This is a genomic window from uncultured Lactobacillus sp. (assembly GCF_944327175.1).
Lineage (GTDB): Bacteria > Bacillota > Bacilli > Lactobacillales > Lactobacillaceae > Lactobacillus.
The window spans coordinates 1-15,478 of the sequence record NZ_CALVGT010000053.1; the positions used below are offsets into that span (position 1 = coordinate 1).

Consider the following 15,478-nt stretch of genomic DNA (forward strand, 5'->3'; position numbering starts at 1 on the left):
TGAAGAAGAACCCGGAAAACCCATTGACTTACCTCTGCGCTGACGTGGAAGCACCAGAAGGCTACGGGGAAATCATGGGCGGGTCAGAACGTGAAGCTGACTACGACACCTTGAAGGCACAAATCGAGGAAGCGGGCCTTAACCTGGATGACTACTCCTGGTACCTGGACCTGAGAAAGTACGGCAGCGTGCCGCACTCCGGCTTCGGGATGGGCTTTGAACGGGTTATTGCCTGGATCTGCAAGCTGGACCACGTTCGTGAAGCCATTCCATTCCCAAGAATGATCAACAGAATGCAGCCATAAGCGCATTAGTTGTTTTTTAACAAGTATAAAAGCTAAAATAAAAGAGTGAGTTAGCTCACTCTTTTATTTTTGTGAAAGAACGTGAGAGAATGCCAAGTTACAATTTTTACCGGCAGCTGGGAGTGACCAGCATCAGCAATGGCCTGATTGCCTACTATGCCCGCCTAGGCTTGACTGAAGCGGAATTGGCCCTGGTCTTGCAGCTGGAAGCTTTTTTTCAAAGGGGAAATTACTTTCCCAGCAATGAAAAAATTGCGGCCAATACCAGCTTCAGCGTCAGTGACGTCACCCTCTTGATCCAGAGCCTGCTGGACAAGGGCTGCCTGTCACTTAGGCAGGCAAAGGACGCCAGCGGGAAGATCAGCAGCCGCTACAGTTTGGATGAGCTCTATGACAAACTGGACCAGTATCTGGACCAGCATGTCCAGGTCAAGGACATGAACGGGGAAGTTTTAGCAGAAGCAAAAGACAGCTTGAACAACGATCCAATGAGTGACCTGGCCCGGGAGTTTGAGATCGAATTCGGTCGCTACTTGACCCCGATTGAGCGGGAGGAAATCCAGGACTGGCTGAATTTAGACCACTACGCCCCGGAGATCATCAAGCTGGCTCTTCGGGAAGCAGTCTTGTCCCGGGCCATGAGCTTCAAGTATGTTGACCGGATTTTGCTGAATTGGGAGAGAATGAATTTAAAGACTGCCAGCGAGGTCCAGCAGTATTTAGAGAGAAACCGTTAGTAAATTTTTGGGAGGATTTTAATGGAAAAAGACGAAAGGCTCTTAAGTGATGAAGAAGCAAGAAGCGTTTTAAAGCGGATCGACGCCATGTTTCCGGAAGCAAAAGGGGAGCTGAACTGGGATAACCGCTTCCAGCTTTTGTGTGCGGTCCTACTCAGTGCCCAGACGACAGACAAGATGGTTAACAAGGTGACCCCCCAGCTCTTTGTGGACTTTCCGACCCCGAAAGCCATGGCGGCGGCCAGCCAGGAGGAAATCGAGGTGGATATTTCCCACCTGGGCCTCTATCATTCTAAAGCCAAGCACCTCAAGGAAATGGCCCAGACCCTGGTTGCTGAATACGGCGGCCAAGTGCCGGGCAAAAAGGAAGACCTGGTGAAATTAGCCGGGGTCGGCAACAAGACGGCCAATGTCGTTTTGGCTGAGGGCTGGGGGATTCCGGCCATCGCGGTCGACACCCACGTGTCCCGGATCGCCAAGAAGTTCAAGATCGTGCCGGAGAAGGCAACGCCTTTGCAGGTGGAAAAGCGGCTGGAGGAGCTACTGCCAAAGGAGGAGTGGATCCATACCCACCATGCCATGATCTTCTTTGGCCGCTACAAGATGCCCGCCCGGGCCAAGAATCCGGATCCCTACAGTTATTTAGATTAAGCTGGGAAAAGCAAAAATTTTGCGGGAGATAGCCATGATAAAATTGATTGCTTTTGATATGGATGAAAGCTTCATGCCCAAAAAGGGATTTTATGAACGTGAACGCTGGGCGCGCGATTTTGACCTGCTGCGGGCAAAAGGCATCCGCGTCTTGCCTATTTCGGGAGACCAGTACCAGCAAGTAGCGGACTTCTTCCCGATGAAGGATGAAATGACAATTGGCGGCTCGAATGGTTCAATAATTTTTGAAAAGGGCCAGCTGATTAAAGCAGACGAAATTGACCGGTCCATGGTCCAAGAAATAATGCAAATAATTGCGGAAAGCGGACTGGCAAAACGGGCCATGCTTTGCGGGATCAAGTACTGTTATTTCTTGGAGGAGGCTGACCCGGCTTTTCGCGAAAGAATGGATTTCTATTTCTCTCATAATCTAGATGTAACTAGCTTTCTGCCTTTGCCGGATGACAAATTCACTGAAATCGTGATTGTACCAGGCACTGATCGCATGGGCGAAACTGAGGAGAAGCTTAAGGCAATCTGCGCGGAAAAACTGCAGATTTTTAACTCTGGCGTCGCCAGTATCGATATCCTGCAGCCTAATGTGTCAAAAGGGAATTCGCTTAAATGGCTCGCCAGCCGTTATGGTCTCTTGCCTGAGGAAATCATGGCTTTCGGTGATGGCCTAAACGATATTGAAATGCTGAAATTTGCGGGCCAATCCTACGCGATGAAAAATGCCCGCAAAGAAGTCAAGGAAGCAGCCAGCTTTGTAACAAAACTGCCGGCTGCGGAGAATGGCGTGCTTGACACGATTGAAAAAGAAGTTTTGGGCATGTAAAAGGCCGCCGGAGAAGGTGGCCTTTTTTATATACTAGGCTAAAACAATTAAACTGCCGGTGTTTTCGCATTGATCAATTCAGTAAAAATTACAGGTTAACGATGTTTCTTGGCCGGCCGCCCTTGGCGATGGTCAATTGGTCGCTCAAGCAGATCTGCACCATGTTTCGGATGGAAGTTTCCGTGTAGAAGGCTGAGTGCGGAGTAATGACAACGTTTGGCATCTTGGCCAGGGTCTTGTAGTCCTCTGGGATTTCGCTGTTCGTCAGACCAGCGTGGCCAAAGTAGCTTGATTCCCCAGCCAAAGTGTCTAGGCCCGCACCGGCGATTTCGCCATCCTGCAAGGCCTTGATCAAGGCTTCAGTGTCGACTAATTCGCCCCGGGCACAGTTGATCAAGTAGGCAGACTTCTTCATTTCCTTCAGCTGCTTTTCCCCGATCATGTTTTCCGTTGATGGGAAGAGGGGAGTGTGGAGGGAGACGATGTCAGCTTCTTTCAAGACCGTGTCAAAGTCGGTGTAGGTCAAAAATGGTTCAAATTCCGGGTTGTAAGCCACGTCATAAGCGATGACCTTGGCCCCCATGGCTGAGAAGATTTCCGCCACGGCGCTGCCGATGTGACCAACCCCGATCAAGCCGACAGTCAAGTTGTAGATTTCATTGCTGATCAAGTTGCTTGGCCAGGTGAAGTCATGGTCATGGTCCATCCGGTAGCGGAATTCCCCGATCTTGCGCAAGAGGTACATGGCCTGGGTAACCGTCATTTCAGCGATCGCCCGCGGTGAGTAGACCGGAACGTTAGTGACCAGCAAGTTGTACTTCTTGGTCCAGTCGAAGTTGATGGTGTTGAAGCCGACAATTCTGAGGCCGATGCAGTTGACCCCGTATTCATTCAATTTTTGGTAAACAATTTCTTCGTCAACCGGGCCAAGGGGCTTGAGTGAAACGCTGCTGCAGCCCTCAGCCAGGTTCACAGTCGCGCTAGTCAAGGCCTGGTCGGTCGTCTTAACTTCGACATCGTTTTTCTTAGCCCAGTCTTCAATGTAAGGTACTTCGATCGGGCTGACATTATACATGGCAATTTTAGTCATAAAAAACTCCTTTGTTACATAACCTTTTGTTTTCTTGCCTCTTATATTTTACCGCAAATGCTGGTCAAACCAGGCAGTAATTTCCTGCAAGCGCCGGATCCGGTGTTTTGGCTGCCCGCTTCTGGAGAGCTCGTGGTTTTCGCCTTTAAAGAGGCACATCCTGCTTTCCACCCCATAGTAGAGCAGGGCCCGGAACATTTGCATCCCTTCCGGCAAAGGGCATCTGTAATCTTCCAAAGAGTGGATGAACAAGGTCGGCGTGGTCACGTTTTTTGCATATTTCAAAGGAGATTGCTGCCAGGCGTAGTCAAGCTTTTCATCCAGATCCTTAGCATCAATGGAGTAAAGGTCATCCCAAGGACCGACGTCAGACATAAAGGCATCGCTCAGCCAGTTGGACATGGACCGCTGGCTGGCGGCAGCCTTGAAGCGGTCAGTATGGCCGATCACCCAGTTGGTCATGTAGCCGCCGTAAGAACCGCCTGTGATGCCCAGGCGGCCGGCGTCAATTTGCGGGATTTTTGCCAAAACAGCGTCCGTAAACTTCAGTAAGTCCTCGTAGTCTTCCTGGCCCCAGTGCCCCCGCATGTTGGCGTAGTCGTTGCCCTGGCCGTCAGATCCGTAGATGTTGGCAAAGAAGACAAAGTAGCCCTGGCTTGCCCAGACCTGCATCTCGAGGAAAAATGGCGTCCCGTAGACAGTCTTTGGCCCGCCGTGAACATCGAGGATGGCCGGGTATTTTTGCTTTTCATCAAAATCTTTCGGGTAAAGAACCCAGCCGTGCTGAGTGTTGCCGGCATAATCCTGGTAGTCAATTTGAACGGCGGAAGCGATATAGCGGTCCTTTAAGGCAACTTCGTTATAGCTGGAGTGCTTGGTCAGCTGGCCGTCTTTAAAGCTGTAAAGCTGCTGAGTTTCGTTGGCATTTGGGCCAGTAAACCAGCAAGTGCCGTCTTCGGTAAAGTCGAAGAATTCGATGGAAGGAAATTCAAAGACAGGAGTAACTTTTTCACCGTCAAAGCATTCCAAAAGCGTGTGGTCGACCTTAGTCGTGGTGAAGTAGAGGCGGTCCTCAAAGACCCGGCTGGTCCGCACGTCCAACAGGCAAAGATCGGTGTCTACGCAGTCGCCCCAGCAGTCTTCCCAAGCCGCGGCTAAAGAAAGAGTTTTGAATTCCGGATCATACTTATAAAACTGGGGATTTTCTTCCGACCCGTAGCGCTTTTCATCAGTAGCCACCAGGTAGAGCTGGCCCTTTAAGACGCAGATGTCAAAAATTGACCACTCTTCTTTTGGCAAAAGCTGAGAATATTCCAGGCTGTTTAAGTCCAGCTGGTAGAGGGCGGGCTTGCGGGCCTTGGATTGAGTGTAAGAATCCCCGGTGAAGTAGAGAGCGGAGCCATCAACATAGTGGAGGTCAAAGTTGAAGTATGGGTCATCTGTTAAGAGTTCGGTCAGTTCATTTTTGGCCGGGTCAAAAAGAAAGAGGCGGTCGCGGAACTTGGAAATAATGCCGTCGCCGTTGAAGTAAGCGGGGAATTCGTCTAAGACAACGTAGTCTTTTTCATCCGGATCCTGCTTTTTCTCAGCTTCGCGCAGGTCAACCCGTCGGCTTAAAAGCAGGCGGCCGTCAGCCAAAGCATTCTCGACCGCGAAATCTTCGCCGCCTAAAGCAGCGATTTCTCTTGCTTCACCGCCAGTTAAAGAGAGCTGGTAGATAAAGCTCTTGCCCTTTTCCTTGGTTCGGTTGCCGGCAAAGCAGACCGTGTTTTCGTCAAGAAAAACGAAATCTTTTTCCTGGCCAAAGGAGCTGAGCGGAGTGACTTGCCCGTCTTTCAAAGTCTCTAAGGTGTAGAGGTACTTGTCTTTTTTGCCGGCATCTGGCAGGCCCTTGACCCAGACCAAGCTCTGCCCCTTGGCCTTGAGCTTGCCTAGGTTGGCATAGTGCAGAAAGTCTTCGATTTTAATTGCTTCCATGATTTCCTCTTTTCTATTTATGTAAGTCATGCTGACAGTTATTCTTGTTTTTATCCCGTTGCCATATATTTTAGCAAAGAAAAAAGCCAGGTCCCTGAAGAAATCAGTTGCTCTGGCTTTTTCGATAAATTATTAATTCAGCAGCTTAGTTATCCTGCTTCTTATCATTATTATTGTTGTCTTGCTTATTTTCTTCAGTCTTCGGCGCCTCGCTGCTCTGGCTGGAAGAAGCTGCCGAGCTTGATGAAACCGCGCTTGAACTTGAAGAGCTGGATGAAGACGAGGACTTCTTGCTTGAACTCGAACTGCTCTTCGAGGAGCTGGAACTTGAGCTTGATTTGACTTTGGAAGTCACGGCTGAACTGGAAGCAGTAGAAGTATTTCTGCTTGAGGAGACATAGTCAGCGTCAGTCGGCGAATGCCCCTTGACAAAGAGTTCCCAAGTGTAGGACTGGCCAGGAGAGGCTACTTCGTCTTCAGTATTCTTGACAATCCGCTTCTTGACGACCGTTGCTGGCTTTTCCCAGTCTGTGCTGTCTTCGTCAGCCATCAAGTAGGACATCATGTACTTGTAGATCAGCTGGGCTGAGTACTGGCCGACTCCGGAGATTGTTCCGTCCTTCAAATTATCATAGCCTGTCCAGATCCCGATTGAATACTGCTTGGTGTAACCAACGAACCAGGAATCTTTTGGCGTTGAGCTGTAATTTGGGTACTTAACCAGGTCCGAGTCAGAGTACTTAACCGTACCGGTCTTACCGGCCTCGTAGATCCCGCTGACCTTGGCCGTGGTCCCGGTCCCGCTGGTGAAGACGCCCTTGAGCATGTCGGTGATCATGTAGGCAGTTGACTTCTTCATGACCCGCTTGCCAGCAGAGTCATACTTGCGGACCTGTCCGTCAGCCGTTTCGATCTTGGAGACGAATTGCGGCTTTCTGTAAACGCCCATCGTCGCGAATGACCCATAAGCAGCCGCCATCTGCAAGCTAGAGGCGTCAGCCCCGATCGCTGTTGAAAGACCAGCATTGGCACTGACGTTAACACCTAATTTTCTGGCAAAAAGCGAGGCCCGGGAAATCCCGACTTCATTCAAGGCTCTGACGGCTGGCACGTTTCTGGACTGAACCAGGGCATAGCGCATACTCATTGCCCCCCGGTAAGTGTTGTCCCAGTCATAAAGCTGGATATTAGTGCCCGGGTAGGTGTACTTGGTATCCTGCAGGATGTGGCTGGTTCCCCAGTTGAGGTATTGAATTGCCGGAGCGTAGTCTAAGACCGGCTTGGTCGTTGACCCGGTTGACCGGCCTGTCTGGACTGCCCGGTCAAGTCCCAGCTGGACTGACGGCAACTTCCGGCCCCCGAGGATGGCGATAACATGTCCGTTCTTCGGGTTGATGACCGTGGCCCCGATCTGCATCTTCTTGCTGGTAAAAGCAACGCTGCCGCTGTTAGCCAGGGAGTAAAGTTTGTTTTGGGCAGCCTGGTTAATGTTGATGGTGATCTTCAGGTTGTCATTATATGGGTCGTAGCCGTTAGCCTGCACTTCAGCAATTGCTTCCTTGATGTAGGCGTCGTCGACCTTGCGCAGTTCGGATTCCGTGCTGGTCGCGTGCTTCTTAAGGCCCTTCTGTACGTTCTCAGCCTTGGCTGTCAGGTATTGCTTCTTAGTAATCTTCTTGTTGTCATACATGGCCTTAAGAACCAGATCCCGCCGGTACTTAGCCTTCTTTGGGTAAAGGTAAGGGTTGTAGGCTACCGGGGCGTTAGGCATCCCGGCCAAAAGGGCCAGCTGGGCCATGTCCAGCTGCTTGAGGGACTTGCCATAGTAATAGTTGGCTGCAGTCCCCATCCCGTAGGTCCCATAGTTCATGTAAACCTTGTTGATATAGAATTCCAGGATCTGGTCCTTGCTGTATTCTCTTTCCACCTTCATGGACAGCCAGGCTTCCTGGGCCTTTCTGGACAGAGTCCGCTGGGAGCTGGCGGTTGAGAAGCAGGTCAATTTGACCAGCTGCTGGGTGATGGTGGACCCGCCGGCCACGGTGCTGGAGCTCTTGACGTTGGTCAAGAAAGACGACACGATCCGAAGAGGGTCGATCCCCAGACTTTCAGAGTAGAAGCGCTTGTCTTCGATAGAGACGACCGCGTCTTTCAAAGTCTGGGGAATAGCCGAGTCTTTAGCATAGACCCGGGTCTGTGAACCCAGTGACATTAAAAACTTGCCGTCGGTAGTGTAAAAACTTGATGTGCCGCCGCTTTGCAGCTTGGCGGTGCTGATGCTCGGCGCGTCTTTGGCATAGTAGGCGAAGACGCCGACGCCGGAGATGATCAGCAAGAAAAAGAGCAGAAAAAGCCATTTAATTACCCGCAGAACGGGCCGGGCCTTCTTGGCGCCGTCATTGGCGTGCAGGCGGGCCATCCGCGTGTTCTTTTGCTCTGGACTATTTGTTGCCATGTTCTTGTTTCCTATCCGCAATGATCCGGTCGACCGCCTCTATATAGGGCAGGGCTGGCCGGAATCCGCTTTTAATTTCAAAGGAGTTAGCTTCGATTTCAGCAAGAGTCATGGAACTCTTGCCGGCAGCCTGCCAGTTTTGCCAAGCTTGAATCAAAAAAGATGCAGGGGTGACAAAGTAGCGCTCCAGGGTCATGAAGCCGATAAGGGCAAAACAAATCCCCTCCTGGTCCAAACACTGCTCAAGGTGCAGGATCTGGTGCTCATGAAAGTTCTTTAAAGGAAAAGAAGTTTTGTTGCGCGTCTCCTTGGCTTCAAAATCAAGGTAGTAGCCTTGATAGACGCCGTTGTAGTCAGTCGTTGAGGCCTGACGAAAGTAGGCCTCACGGATGACGGCCCGCGATCTTTTTGGATAGTCGACCTTGACGATCTGAATCGGGGTCGGCTTCTTGTGAACGACCGCGATGCCCGCGTCAAGGTAGTACTGGTTTGATTCATTGATCTGCTGCTCCAGGGTCATCCCGCGGTCAGAAAAGCTTGCCTTTTTAAGCAGGGCCTTTTCTCCTTGCCGCTGGGCTGCCCTAAGGGGCATGACAGATCCAGTTGGGTATTTGACCATAAAGTTCACTCCTGGAAGTCATTATAACAATAAAAACTTGAGAAACCTAATCAGATTATTTGCAAGCTGTCTTTGAAGCTAGATCATTCCTGCTTTTGCGGTTAATGTTACAATGTTTTTGAGGAACTGGCAAAGCAAAAAAATTAAGGGAGGAATTTGCATGCAGCGAATTTGGATCAGCGGCTACCGGAGCTATGAACTGGGAACTTTTGGCGACAAGGATCCAAAAATCACGGTGATCAAGTATGCCATCAAGCAGCGCCTGACCAACCTGCTGGAAGAAGGGCAATTGGACTGGGTCATCACTGGCGCTAACCTGGGCGTTGAGCAGTGGAGCGCGGAAGTGGCCCTGGAACTAAGGCAGGACTATAACCTGCGCCTGGCAGTGATGCTGCCTTATCTGGACTTTGGCAGCCGCTGGAGCGAAAACAACCAGCTCAAGCTGCAGAATTTGAAAAATCAAGCGGACTTCTGGTCCGCAACTTCAAAAGGCCCCTACCAGGGCGGCCGGCAATTCCGGGAATACCAGCATTTTATGTTCCAGCACACTGACCGGGCCCTTTTTGTCTATGACCCGGAATACCCGGGCAAGAGCAAGTATGATTACGAGATGATCGAAAAATACCTGGAAAAGCGGGATGACTACCAGCTGGATTTGCTCGATTATTATGACCTGGAGCAGGCCGCCAGGGATTATGAAGAAAATCAAAGGGAATGGTAAATTTTAACAATTTTAACTCTTTCTTTCTTTTTTATGGGGGCGCTTTTTGATAAAATGACTTTAGTATAAAGGAGTCAAGAGTTAATGGCAGATTTAAACGATATTAAGCTGTCCGCGCAGGACATTTTGAAGAAGCAGTTCAGAAGCAAGGTCAAGGGCTATGATCCAGATGAGGTTGATTCTTACCTGGACCAAATCATTTCCGACTATGAAACCTTCCAGGACATCATTGAAGACCTTTACGGCCGGATTGGTGAACTGCAGGGGCAGGTAATCGACGCTGAGAAGCGGGTCAAGCAAGAAGAACAGGCTGTCAAGGAAATCCCAGCAGCTGTACCGGCATCAGCAACTACTGAAAGCGAGGAGGAAGACGTCAAGACCTACGTACCAAGCTCTCAGAGGCAGCGGGCAGACTTTGCTTTGGATAACAGCAGCAATACTAGCGGCGAAATTTCAACTAATATGGCAATCATTCAAAGACTTTCAACTCTGGAGCGGAAAGTCTACAATCTGGAACAAAGAGTTTACGGAATTCAGGACTTACAAAAGTAAAGAAAGTTTGCTATAATAATAACGTTGCAAATTTTGAGCAGTCGCGGCCGGCCTTGAGCCGGCTGAGGAAAGTCCACGCACGCACGGGCTGCGATGCCCGTAGTGATCGTATTCAGCCCAATAAGCTGGAGGAGGCCTTGGCCTCACGGCAGAGAAAGCGCTAAAGCCTAGCCATGCGTGAATATCTTGAAAGTGCCACAGTGACGGAGCAAGCCGGGAAACCGGCTTGGTGGAACGAGGTAAACCCTGCGAGCGTGTAACCCAAAATTTGGTAGGGGCGTCTCAACTTAGGCAAATGAACCAAAAGTTGGACTACATCATGTAGAGATAGATGGCTGCTGAAACCAGCCGTAGCCGGCGGTTGGTGGAACAGAACGTGGCTTATAGAAATTTGCAAGGCAGAAAGTTGGACTTCGTTTGAAGCCCAACTTTTTCTTTTTTAAGGAAAAAGCCTGCAAATATCAAAATTAGAATAGAAATCAGAATAAAGATCAGAAAGAAAAGAACGGAGACAGCGATGGAAGAATACCAATTATACGCGACCATGGGGGCAGGTTTTGAAAGCGTCGTGGCTAAAGAACTGCAGTCCTTGGGCTATGAAACGACGACGGAAAACGGCCGGGTCTTTTTTAAAGGCGGCCAGAAAGATATTGTCAGATGCAATTTGTGGCTCAGAACGGCTGACCGGGTCAAGATCCTGTTAAAGGAATTTACGGCAAAAGACTTCTCAACCTTGTATGATGAAACTTACGCCTTTGACTGGGCCATGCTTTTGCCAGTCGACGCGTTTTTCCCAGTCAAGGGGCGCAGCGTCCGCTCGAAATTGCACTCTGAGCCGGACGTACAGTCCATTGTCAAAAAAGCCATCGTTGACAAGATGGCTGCCCAATACCACCGGCGGGGCAAGCTGCCGGAAAGCGGCAGTCTTTACCAGCTGGACGTCCACATTTACAAGGATACTGTCCGCCTGTCACTGGACACGACTGGGGAAAGTCTTTTCAAGCGGGGCTACCGGATTGAACACGGGGGCGCGCCTTTAAAGGAAAACTTCGCGGCATCTTTGATCAAGCTGACTCCATACAACGGGACTCACCCGTTTATTGATCCAATGTGCGGGTCGGGGACCCTGCCGATCGAAGCAGCCTTGATTGCCCGCAATATTGCTCCAGGTACTTGGCGGAAGTTTGCTTTTGACGACTTTGACTGGTTTGACCCAAGCCTACATGAAGAGCTCTTGGAAGAAGCCAAGAGCCAGGTTAAGACAGTAGAAGCGCCAATCTGGGCCAGCGATATTGACCAGTCGATTCTGGAAGTAGCCAAGCTGAACGCCCACAATGCCGGCGTTTTGCAAGATATCCGCTTCAAGCAGGTTGCCGTTAAAGACTTTACCACTGACCTGGAAAACGGGGTCATTGTTTCCAACCCGCCATACGGCAAACGTTTGAAAGACAAGCAGGGGGCAGAAGAGCTTTACCGGCAGATGGGAGAAGTCTTGCGGCCGCTGACTTCTTTCAGTCAGTACTATTTAACGGCTGACCCGGATTTTGAAAAGTGTTTCGGGCAAAAGGCCAGCAAGAAGCGCAAGCTCTACAACGGTAACCTCCGGGTTGACTACTACCAGTTCTGGTCCAAGCGCAAGTAATGATAAAGAGATAAGCTGATGAAGACGATTACGGATAGTGAACAGCCAGACTTCTGGCTGATCTCAGACCCGCACTTAATTGCCGATGACTTGCATGATTTTGGCGCTAGGTTTGAAGAGATGCGGCAAACCAGCGCTGGCAAGGACATTGCCTACCAGGACCTGGCTCTTAGGGCTTTTGTCAGAAAAGTTGTCAGGGCCAAGCCGGCAGCCTTGATTATTACCGGGGACTTGACCTTTAACGGGGCTAAGCGGTCAGCGGAAAGGCTGGGAGAGATTTTTGCCCCTTTAAAAAAAGCTGGCATTGCTTTGCTGCCTATTCCGGGCAACCATGACATCTATGACGGCTGGGCCAGAAGTTTTAGTGGCAGTGAGGAAAGACGAGTAGAGCAGATTTCACCGGCTGACTGGAAGGAGATTTTTTCCGCCAGCTATGACTTAGCCGCAAGCCAAGAGCCAGGCTCTTTATCATATTCAGTCAACTTGAACCGGCACTGGCGGCTATTATTGCTGGATTCCAACCTCTATAGCAGCCAGTTTTCTTACACTCACCCCATGACCAGCGGGGCGATTGATGATGGGGAAAGACGCTGGCTGAGCCAAGAGTTAGATGAGGCTAAAAGAATGGGACAAGATGTCCTCTTTTTCATGCACCACAATCTCTACAGCCATAATTCTGTGGTTCATGACGGCTTTAAACTGAACAATGCTGGCGAAATTGTCCAGCTGCTCAGTCAGTACCCGGTCCGCTGCGCTTTTTCCGGCCATATTCATGCCCAGCACATCATGTCCGGCTGGGTTCCGGTTCCCGAGGTTGTTTCATCCTGCTTCGCGGAAAGCGACCAGGGTTATGGAATGGTTGAGCTGACTGATAATTCCCTCAGCTACCAGCGGCAGTCCTTTGATATTGACAATTTTTTGACAGCTGAAGAGAAAGCATGTGCTCCCTTCAACAATTTTCACACTTATCTGAAAGAAGTTTTTGACCAAAGCAATGACCTGTTGCTTCGTCAGCACTTCTTGAAAGGAGCAGCAGCTGACCTGCCGGAAGCCGCGGAAATGCTCAAAAAGATGCACTGGGACTTTTTCACCGGGCAAAGCTATAAGAGCGAAGAAGAGGTCGCGGAAATTTATAGATCAAGCGCTTACCGAACTTTACTAGTGGCCATGCCCAGCATGAAAAGTTACATCAGCTCCCTTTACGAGAGCACCCAGTCGAGTCAAAGACTGGATTTATCCTGGCGAAAAGCCGATCGTTATTTTTAGATTTTTTGTTAAAGTCCTAACTATAACTAGATTGCCGAATATTAAAAACAATAGTAAAAATATTTTTCGTATTTCTCGGTATTTCCCTACTTTTTTGCTATAATCTAGATATCTAGTGACAAGGAGTTTTTCATGAAAAAACATTTGATCTTTTTAGGAGACCTTGGCGTCATTTATTACAGCTGGCTCTTGCTGGTGCTTTTTCTGACTGTGATCTTTTGTCTGGAAGGCAGCCAGTTCATCAACCCGCCGACTGTGATAACCGGCACCATCTTTCTGCTCCTGCTTGTTTTTACATGGAAAAAGTCCTACATTTCTTTTGACAGTCAGACGCGCCTGCGTCTGCCTTACCAGAAGGAGTTCGTCCTGGAGAAAAAACCAGAATTGGTGACTAGTTGGCGTGGCTTTGAAGTCTACCGGGCGCGGGTTTCCAAGCATCAAAGCATTGATTATCTTGTTTATAAGAGAAAGCGTGACAGAAATGGTTAAATCAGATATCGAAATTGCGCAAGCAGCAGAAGAATTGCCTATTACCGACATTGCGGCCAAGCTGGGCTTGACCAGCCAGGACCTTGAACCATACGGCTACGACAAGGCCAAGGTCAACTGGCAGGCAATCAAGCGCAGTGAAGAAAACGGCCACCTGGGCAAGTTGATCTTGGTGACTTCAATTTCACCAACTCCATCCGGGGAAGGCAAGTCCACGATGACGATTGGGATCGGGGATGCCATCAACAACCAATTAGGCAAGAAGACGGTGATTGCCTTAAGAGAACCATCTATGGGGCCAGTCTTCGGGATGAAGGGCGGGGCTGCCGGCGGCGGCTATGCCCAAGTCATTCCAATGGAAGACATCAACCTCCACTTTACCGGAGACATGCATGCCTTGACTTCAGCCATCGACAACCTGTCAGCCCTGGTTGATAACTACATCTACCAAGGCAACGAACTGGGCCTGGACCCGGAAAAGATCGTCATTAAGCGCGGTCTGGACGTTAACGATCGGACCTTACGCAAGGTAACGATTGGCCAAGGATCCAAGTTCAACGGGGTAGAGCGTCCGGCCAGCTTCCAGCTGACTGTGGGTCACGAACTCATGGCTATTCTCTGCCTGTCCAAAGACATTGCCGACTTAAAGGAAAGAATCGGTCAGATTCTGGTTGGCTACACTTACGAGGATGAACCCGTCTTTGTCAAGGAGCTGGGCTTCCAAGGCGCCATCGCGGCCCTTTTGTCAACGGCCCTGAAGCCAAATCTGGTTCAAACTTTGGAACATACTCCAGCTTTCGTGCACGGCGGACCTTTCGCCAACATTGCCCACGGCAACAACTCCATCCTGTCAACCAACCTGGCTCTGCACCTCAGCGACTACGTTTTAAGTGAAGCCGGCTTTGGTTCAGACCTTGGCGGGCAAAAGTTCCTGGACTTCGTTTCCACCAAGCTGGAGAAGAAGCCAGATGCCGCCGTTGTTGTTGCGACTGTCCGGGCCTTGAAGTACCAGGCTGAAAAGTCAACCGACCATTTGAAGGAGGAAAACCTGGACTCATTAAAGGAAGGTTTTGCTAACCTGGACCGGCACATGAACAATGTCCGTTCATATAATATTCCAGTTTTGGTGGTTATTAACAAGTTCCCAACTGACACTGAAGCAGAACTTGACCTGCTCAAGTCATTGATTGAAGAACAAGGCTTCCCATGCGAAATCGTGACTGCCCATGATGAAGGCTCCAAGGGGGCTAAGGCAGCGGCTGAGAAAATCGTTGAACTGGCCGACAAGAGCGACTACGAAATCAAGCGCAGCTACGACCTGGATGACGACTTGGAAACCAAGATTGAAAAGGTAGCCAAGCGGGTCTACCACGCTGCTGACGTGGAATACACGGACAAGGCCAAGGACCAGCTTGAAAAATTGAAGAAGATGGGCAAGGACAAGCTGCCAGTCATCATTGCCAAAACCCAGTACAGCTTTACTGACAATGTCAAGGAATTGGGAGCTCCTACCGGCTTTACTTTGCATGTCAAGGGCTTGAGCCTCCGCAACGGGGCCGGCTTCGTGGTCGTTTCAACTGGCCACATTCTGGACATGCCAGGCTTGCCAAAGCACCCGGCTGCCTTGGATATTGATGTGGACGAAACCGGCAAGATCAGCGGTTTGTTCTAGAAAAGAGAATTATGCAGATAGTTGGATTAGTGATCGCTGCCTTGATTGCGGCAGCTGATCAAGCTTTGAAGTATTATATTGTCACAAATTACCGTTTGGGCGAAGTCCACGACGTGATGCCGGGGCTGTTCTCCTTTACCTATATTCAGAATAACGGGGCGGCCTGGAACATCTTGTCCGGCAAAATGTGGTTCTTTTACGTAGTCAGCGCTGTAGCCATTGCCGTAGTGCTTTACTACTACTTCAACAAGAAGTACAGCCACTGGATGTTCAAGTCGGGCCTGGTTCTGGTTTTGGGCGGGATCATCGGCAATTTGATTGACCGCCTGCATTTGAAGTCTGTCATCGACATGATTCAGCTGGACTTTGTGCAGTTCAATATCTTCAACCTGGCTGATGCTGCCATTACCGTTGGCGTGATTCTGATCTTCAGCTATCTGTTATTCATTGAAAGGGAGGGCTAG

Annotated in this window: 15 protein-coding genes and 1 other RNA gene; 12 read left to right on the top strand and 4 right to left on the bottom strand. The window is 49.9% G+C overall.

The window, feature by feature from the left end; all coding sequences use genetic code 11:
* The 4 genes from Q0J41_RS06795 to Q0J41_RS06810 form a co-directional block, all read left to right on the top strand.
* Nucleotides 1–305 (top strand): amino acid--tRNA ligase-related protein (locus Q0J41_RS06795; protein WP_296227650.1); only part of this gene is annotated, 305 nt, incomplete at its 5' end.
* Between the two features lie 89 nt (nucleotides 306–394).
* Complete coding sequence (locus Q0J41_RS06800) at nucleotides 395–1,042, top strand: DnaD domain protein (protein WP_296227653.1); 648 nt, start codon at nucleotides 395–397, stop codon at nucleotides 1,040–1,042.
* Between the two features lie 21 nt (nucleotides 1,043–1,063).
* The gene (gene nth / locus Q0J41_RS06805) at nucleotides 1,064–1,693 is read left to right on the top strand and encodes an endonuclease III (protein ID WP_296227655.1); all 630 of its coding nucleotides are present in this window, start codon (nucleotides 1,064–1,066) and stop codon (nucleotides 1,691–1,693) included.
* A 34-nt stretch (nucleotides 1,694–1,727) separates the two neighbouring features.
* Nucleotides 1,728–2,531: an HAD family hydrolase gene (locus Q0J41_RS06810; protein WP_296227658.1), complete on the top strand. Its 804-nt coding sequence runs from the start codon at nucleotides 1,728–1,730 to the stop codon at nucleotides 2,529–2,531.
* 88 nt (nucleotides 2,532–2,619) lie between these two features.
* Here the strand turns inward: Q0J41_RS06810 and Q0J41_RS06815 are convergent, their stop codons facing one another.
* From Q0J41_RS06815 to recU, 4 genes are all read right to left on the bottom strand, one after another.
* Nucleotides 2,620–3,621: a D-2-hydroxyacid dehydrogenase gene (locus tag Q0J41_RS06815; protein WP_296227660.1), complete on the bottom strand. Its 1,002-nt coding sequence runs from the start codon at nucleotides 3,619–3,621 to the stop codon at nucleotides 2,620–2,622.
* A 48-nt stretch (nucleotides 3,622–3,669) separates the two neighbouring features.
* A complete protein-coding gene (locus Q0J41_RS06820; RefSeq protein WP_296227663.1) occupies nucleotides 3,670–5,598 on the bottom strand; it encodes a S9 family peptidase in 1,929 nt (642 codons plus the stop codon).
* Between the two features lie 145 nt (nucleotides 5,599–5,743).
* Nucleotides 5,744–8,053 carry a transglycosylase domain-containing protein gene (locus Q0J41_RS06825; protein WP_296227665.1) on the bottom strand — a complete coding sequence of 770 codons (2,310 nt, stop codon included), beginning with the start codon at nucleotides 8,051–8,053 and terminating at the stop codon, nucleotides 5,744–5,746.
* A complete protein-coding gene (gene recU / locus Q0J41_RS06830; protein WP_296227667.1) occupies nucleotides 8,040–8,672 on the bottom strand; it encodes a Holliday junction resolvase RecU in 633 nt (210 codons plus the stop codon). Before recU ends, Q0J41_RS06825 begins: the two co-directional genes overlap by 14 nt.
* A 160-nt stretch (nucleotides 8,673–8,832) precedes the next feature.
* On the opposite strand from recU, the gene Q0J41_RS06835 reads away from it, so the two are divergent.
* From Q0J41_RS06835 to lspA, 8 genes are all read left to right on the top strand, one after another.
* On the top strand, nucleotides 8,833–9,393 hold the full coding sequence (locus tag Q0J41_RS06835; protein ID WP_296227668.1) for a DUF1273 domain-containing protein: 561 nt from the start codon (nucleotides 8,833–8,835) through the stop codon (nucleotides 9,391–9,393).
* 84 nt (nucleotides 9,394–9,477) lie between these two features.
* Entirely contained in the window at nucleotides 9,478–9,945 is a 468-nt protein-coding gene (locus Q0J41_RS06840) for a DivIVA domain-containing protein (RefSeq protein WP_296227671.1), read from the top strand.
* A 29-nt stretch (nucleotides 9,946–9,974) separates the two neighbouring features.
* Nucleotides 9,975–10,334, top strand: an RNA gene (gene rnpB / locus Q0J41_RS06845) — RNase P RNA component class B.
* A gap of 128 nt (nucleotides 10,335–10,462) precedes the next feature.
* Nucleotides 10,463–11,587, top strand: coding sequence for a class I SAM-dependent RNA methyltransferase (locus Q0J41_RS06850; protein ID WP_296227675.1), 1,125 nt, complete (start codon nucleotides 10,463–10,465; stop codon nucleotides 11,585–11,587).
* A gap of 18 nt (nucleotides 11,588–11,605) precedes the next feature.
* On the top strand, nucleotides 11,606–12,853 hold the full coding sequence (locus tag Q0J41_RS06855; RefSeq protein WP_296227677.1) for a metallophosphoesterase: 1,248 nt from the start codon (nucleotides 11,606–11,608) through the stop codon (nucleotides 12,851–12,853).
* A gap of 132 nt (nucleotides 12,854–12,985) precedes the next feature.
* Complete coding sequence (locus Q0J41_RS06860; RefSeq protein WP_296227679.1) at nucleotides 12,986–13,342, top strand: hypothetical protein; 357 nt, start codon at nucleotides 12,986–12,988, stop codon at nucleotides 13,340–13,342.
* Nucleotides 13,335–15,014, top strand: coding sequence for a formate--tetrahydrofolate ligase (locus Q0J41_RS06865; RefSeq protein ID WP_296227680.1), 1,680 nt, complete (start codon nucleotides 13,335–13,337; stop codon nucleotides 15,012–15,014). The genes Q0J41_RS06860 and Q0J41_RS06865 overlap by 8 nt, the downstream gene beginning before the upstream one ends.
* Nucleotides 15,015–15,025: 11 nt before the next feature.
* Nucleotides 15,026–15,478: a signal peptidase II gene (lspA, locus tag Q0J41_RS06870; RefSeq protein ID WP_296227683.1), complete on the top strand. Its 453-nt coding sequence runs from the start codon at nucleotides 15,026–15,028 to the stop codon at nucleotides 15,476–15,478.

Coding starts and splice junctions, on each gene's coding strand:
- Q0J41_RS06800 (WP_296227653.1), top strand. CDS start 395: ATGCCAAGTTACAATTTTTACCGGCAGCTGGGAGTGACCAGCATCAGC.
- Q0J41_RS06850 (WP_296227675.1), top strand. CDS start 10,463: ATGGAAGAATACCAATTATACGCGACCATGGGGGCAGGTTTTGAAAGC.
- Q0J41_RS06810 (WP_296227658.1), top strand. CDS start 1,728: ATGATAAAATTGATTGCTTTTGATATGGATGAAAGCTTCATGCCCAAA.
- recU (WP_296227667.1), bottom strand. CDS start 8,672: ATGGTCAAATACCCAACTGGATCTGTCATGCCCCTTAGGGCAGCCCAG.
- Q0J41_RS06840 (WP_296227671.1), top strand. CDS start 9,478: ATGGCAGATTTAAACGATATTAAGCTGTCCGCGCAGGACATTTTGAAG.
- Q0J41_RS06815 (WP_296227660.1), bottom strand. CDS start 3,621: ATGACTAAAATTGCCATGTATAATGTCAGCCCGATCGAAGTACCTTAC.
- nth (WP_296227655.1), top strand. CDS start 1,064: ATGGAAAAAGACGAAAGGCTCTTAAGTGATGAAGAAGCAAGAAGCGTT.
- Q0J41_RS06865 (WP_296227680.1), top strand. CDS start 13,335: ATGGTTAAATCAGATATCGAAATTGCGCAAGCAGCAGAAGAATTGCCT.
- lspA (WP_296227683.1), top strand. CDS start 15,026: ATGCAGATAGTTGGATTAGTGATCGCTGCCTTGATTGCGGCAGCTGAT.
- Q0J41_RS06860 (WP_296227679.1), top strand. CDS start 12,986: ATGAAAAAACATTTGATCTTTTTAGGAGACCTTGGCGTCATTTATTAC.
- Q0J41_RS06855 (WP_296227677.1), top strand. CDS start 11,606: ATGAAGACGATTACGGATAGTGAACAGCCAGACTTCTGGCTGATCTCA.
- Q0J41_RS06835 (WP_296227668.1), top strand. CDS start 8,833: ATGCAGCGAATTTGGATCAGCGGCTACCGGAGCTATGAACTGGGAACT.
- Q0J41_RS06825 (WP_296227665.1), bottom strand. CDS start 8,053: ATGGCAACAAATAGTCCAGAGCAAAAGAACACGCGGATGGCCCGCCTG.
- Q0J41_RS06820 (WP_296227663.1), bottom strand. CDS start 5,598: ATGGAAGCAATTAAAATCGAAGACTTTCTGCACTATGCCAACCTAGGC.